Genomic DNA, 609 nt, shown 5'->3' with positions numbered 1-609 from the left:
AGGTGGGGTTGCAGGCCGGCCAGCCCCTGATGGCTGAACAGCATGCCGAAGGTGGGGCCCACGGCGGCGATGGCCTTGACGCGGGGATCGGTCAGGCTGCGCGGGTCCAGCGGGAAGTGGCCGCACATGCTGTCCATGCGGGCGCGGGGCTGGTCATAACAATAGGCATCGTCCTGGGGGGCCTTGCGGCAGTAATCCATCCAGCCGGAACAGTCGGGCAGGGCGCCGCCCAGCAGCAGGGCGGCCGTGGCACCGCTGCCGTAGCCCAGGACGCCGATGCGCTTGGGGTCGATACTGGGGCCGATGTCCTTGTCGGCCAGCAGCAGATCCATGGTGGCCGACAGCTCCAGGGCCCTGTCCTTGAGCTGTCCCCAGAGGAACAGATGGTCCATGTTCTCCATGCAGTCGCGGGGATGGGTGGGAGCGGCCACCACGAACCCGCGCGCCGCCAGGGCCGCGGCCGTGTCGTGGAAGGAAAAGCGCGTCCCCGACGAGGGGTGGGAAAGCAGGATCAAAGGGAAGCGTCCGGGCACGGGCTTGCCGTTGCGGGCGCCGCGGATGGTCCAGGGCGCGTAGGACAGGGAGCGCGGCGCGCGCACGGACGGATAC

General features: G+C 69.8%; 1 protein-coding gene. It reads right to left on the bottom strand.

Annotation, left to right across the window (positions count from 1 at the left end):
• On the bottom strand, positions 1-609 hold a 609-nt coding region (locus JWG43_RS17700), incomplete at both ends, for an alpha/beta hydrolase family protein (RefSeq protein WP_205244274.1).

Source organism: Desulfobulbus alkaliphilus, from assembly GCF_016918545.1.
GTDB lineage: Bacteria > Desulfobacterota > Desulfobulbia > Desulfobulbales > Desulfobulbaceae > Desulfobulbus > Desulfobulbus alkaliphilus.
The sequence above is the reverse complement of the archived record's forward strand: the minus strand, read 5'-3'. Positions and strand labels throughout refer to the sequence as shown.